Source organism: Lysobacter sp. N42 (genome assembly GCF_004344885.1).
In genome coordinates this window covers 1-3,109 of record NZ_SKFB01000095.1, presented here as the reverse complement: position 1 = coordinate 3,109, position 3,109 = coordinate 1, and the positions used below count along the sequence as shown (strand labels likewise).

General features: G+C 58.5%; 4 protein-coding genes and 1 pseudogene. All 5 read right to left on the bottom strand.

Annotation, left to right across the window (positions count from 1 at the left end; genetic code table 11):
• Positions 1-91: 91 nt before the first annotated feature.
• Positions 92-787 (bottom strand): hypothetical protein, encoded by a 696-nt coding sequence (locus EYQ95_RS25995; RefSeq protein WP_132332089.1) that lies wholly within the window; start codon positions 785-787, stop codon positions 92-94.
• 1 nt (position 788) lies between these two features.
• Positions 789-1,385 carry a DarT ssDNA thymidine ADP-ribosyltransferase family protein gene (locus EYQ95_RS25990; protein WP_165924869.1) on the bottom strand — a complete coding sequence of 199 codons (597 nt, stop codon included), beginning with the start codon at positions 1,383-1,385 and terminating at the stop codon, positions 789-791.
• Between the two features lie 522 nt (positions 1,386-1,907).
• Positions 1,908-2,351 carry a hypothetical protein gene (locus tag EYQ95_RS25985; RefSeq protein ID WP_132332085.1) on the bottom strand — a complete coding sequence of 148 codons (444 nt, stop codon included), beginning with the start codon at positions 2,349-2,351 and terminating at the stop codon, positions 1,908-1,910.
• Between the two features lie 151 nt (positions 2,352-2,502).
• Positions 2,503-2,892 (bottom strand): hypothetical protein, encoded by a 390-nt coding sequence (locus tag EYQ95_RS25980; RefSeq protein ID WP_132332083.1) that lies wholly within the window; start codon positions 2,890-2,892, stop codon positions 2,503-2,505.
• Between the two features lie 122 nt (positions 2,893-3,014).
• Positions 3,015-3,109, bottom strand: a pseudogene (locus EYQ95_RS25975) (IS5/IS1182 family transposase); the annotation flags it as partial.

Genomic DNA, 3,109 nt, shown 5'->3' with positions numbered 1-3,109 from the left:
AACGACAGCTGCATCGCACTCACCCCGATCACGGTGAGGCATTGTCGCGCAATCGGGCGGAGTTGTTCAGACCTTCCTTAGCGCCCACCCGTCAGAACATCGACTTCTGGCGCTCTTTGTTTGAGTGCGGTTGTTCTAGAGAGTCTGGGAGCAGGACTTGCATAAAGCGCTCTGACGATCGCGCGCACTCGTCCAGAAGTTCTAGCCGATCTAGTGCGACGTATGTGGCGCAGGAGCGGGCTTGGCAGTTGATGGACTTTTCCGGATTGAACTCAATGTCCGTAAATCCAGCATATCGATGTAAGCGTTGCAAGAACTCTCTATGCGGATAAAGCGCTCTTATGTAGAGCCAATCATAGAAGGCAGTCTTTGGAATGAGCGGGAAGTCCTGCCCCTCAAAACGGAAGCCAACCAGCTTTCCGGAGCTAGACAGCCTTTCATCACGCTTTGCGTCTCTGCTCTCCACACCAAACAGGTCTGTATAAGGGCCGCCGTGCTCGAAAACTTTGCTGCCTTGGAAGGCGCATTCCAGTGAGATCACGCCGCCCTCATCCAGCTCTACCTTGAGGTTGAAGGCGCTGAGTCTTTGTCCGAGCTTCTCTTCGGACTTTGACGAGACTTCAAGCAAAGGCTCGATGCCGCGCTTTGCGGCCGCCGCGTGAAGCTCAGAGACGTTCTTCTTCTTTTGGGAAGGCGCCATGCCCTTGTGCCACAAGAACGAAACACTGGTCTCTTCCACCAGTCGGCCGGCTTTTTGTGAAGGCATGAAGATGGGGCGTTCTGCCACGTTAAATACCAGAGATTAGTGATAGGGGAATCCGCCCGGGTACAAGCAACTCGTACTTACAAGCGCGCTTCTTTCGCTCAAGCAAAGATGGATCAAGCCATTTGTGCGCAGGGGCTATGATCTCAAAATCCATCTCCGAGACAGCCGCCGTTAGATCCATCATCTCTACACCAGATTTATTGGCAACATCTGGGCAGAACAGAACGCCTGGCGTGTGGATAACGCTTGGATCAATACGGAGGAATCGAGACTCTTGAATTCTCCCGTCTTTCCGCGCTACGAACTCCATCGGGTGTTCAGGCAAGAAGCAAAGATGGACATAGATGTCTTGTCCTTTGATCGCATCCGCGTCGTGGCTCCAATCATTTCCGCCCGGCGCAACAACGTTGCCCTTGATTTGCGACCAGGGAAGCAGGCCGCCATGGGCCTTGATGGACGGCAGATTTCGGGTGTCTGTGAAGTGATAGAAACTAGTAATTCCAAATCTTTGCAAAAACTCGGATGGTGTAATGATCCCAGATGTCTGAGCTGGCTGCCCGGAGACCGGGAAGTTTCCGGCCTGCAGCGTCTCCAAAAGCTTTTTGAGAAGGTCATTCATGCGTCCTGGCTTCAATGCGTGGGCGCTAACACTTGAGTTAAGCCGCGCCGCGAAGCGGCGTCGGCTTGGACGAATTGTTAGCGCCCGGCCTGGTTGGGACAGGCGCCTCCGAAGACTTACGGCCGCGAGCATGCCACGCCCTGTCCGGAACGGCAGCTGCCCGCGAGCCCGGCCGCGACGGGAGCGAGGCGGCACGGCCGAACGAGCCGCGCTGCGCGAGCAGGGCGGCAGGGCCGATGCTGCAGGGCAAGCTGATTGCCACACCCGCCGAGACGTGTCCGGGCAGGGTGCCGCGCTGCAGCGGCTTGGCTGTGCGGTCTGCACGGCGCGGCAGCCTGCGTGGAGCCGGCGAACCGGCCGGGCACGACGCCACGGTGCATGGCCACTTGCTTTGCGGTACCAGCCGCACACGAGCGGAAAAGGTCGAGTGCGACGGACAAGCCCCGAATACCGAACCTCAACTGCGGGCGCTAACACCTGAGTTAAGCCGCGCCGCGAAGCGGCGTCGGCTTGAACGACTTGTTAGGCCCCGCCCAGATGACGGCGCGACCTGCGTGTTGGGACAAGCAACCCATCCTCTAGCTCGACGAGTGCGGGCGTTGGCTCGCCGGACAAGAACACCATTTCGCAAGGCCAATCGCCACTATCTGGCTCCCAGCCGATCGGCTTGCTGAACTGCAGATCCCAGATCGCATTTCCGTCCTTCATTCGGCCGACAATTGTGGGACTTTCGGCATCGCTGCGGTCCACGGTGAGCTTGATGAAACCCTTTACGCGGCGCCCTGTGCGCGTTGCCCGGGCTGCGCGCTTCCACCCCGGAAGCTCCATTGCGATTGCAACAGCCACAAGCCCGCTGACGCCAGCGACGAACAGCGCCACCACCCGCAGCTGTTCCTGCGTGGATTGACTGAATAGGTATACGCAAGCGGCGGCGATCGCGCCTAATGCGATCGCAATAGACTTCAAAGGCCAAACCTCGCCGAATCTGCGTAAGTAGACAACCTGCTGATCGCGCGTTAGCGGCATTGACCTTCTTGACGATTGCGGTTTAGTCACGTGCGGGGCCTAACACCTGAGTTAAGCCGCGCCGCGAAGCGGCGTCGGCTTGGACGAATTGTTAGGCCACAAAGCGAGCATATCCATTCTCCAGGAGCGCGCCTTGCACGGTTTCCCACGGGATGATGCGACGAATCGCACCCGCTCGCGCCATTTCAGTGCCCTCACCAGCGGCGATGCGCTTCGCTTGCCGGACTAGTCTACGGGAGACGCCCGCCGCATCGGCCAGGTATGAGAGCAGCCCCGGGCAGACGACATGGTTGTACACGAACCGCGCATCTCGGCCAGACGTGGTCGTGCGACCGTAGGCACCCGAACTGTTGTAGTGGACGAGCCAACCAACCCAGTGTTCCTTCTGGCTCTCGTACCAAGCAGAACGCTTTCGCCGTCGATCTTCTGGGAGCCGACTGACCGCGATCAAAAGTTCTGCAATCTCCAGCGACCTTTCCATTGGGGCCTAACACCGGAGTTAAGCCGCGGCGCGTAGTGGAGGCTTTGCAGTGGCAAGCTCTACCTGCCACTGCAAAGCCGGAACGAAGCGGCGTCGGCTTGAACGACTAGGGCCTGTTAACACTATCGCAACGATTCGATGATCAGTGCGAAGTGGATGAAGGCCGCGAACATGACGTCGAGCTTGTCGAAGCGGCTGAAGATGCGGCGGAACCCTT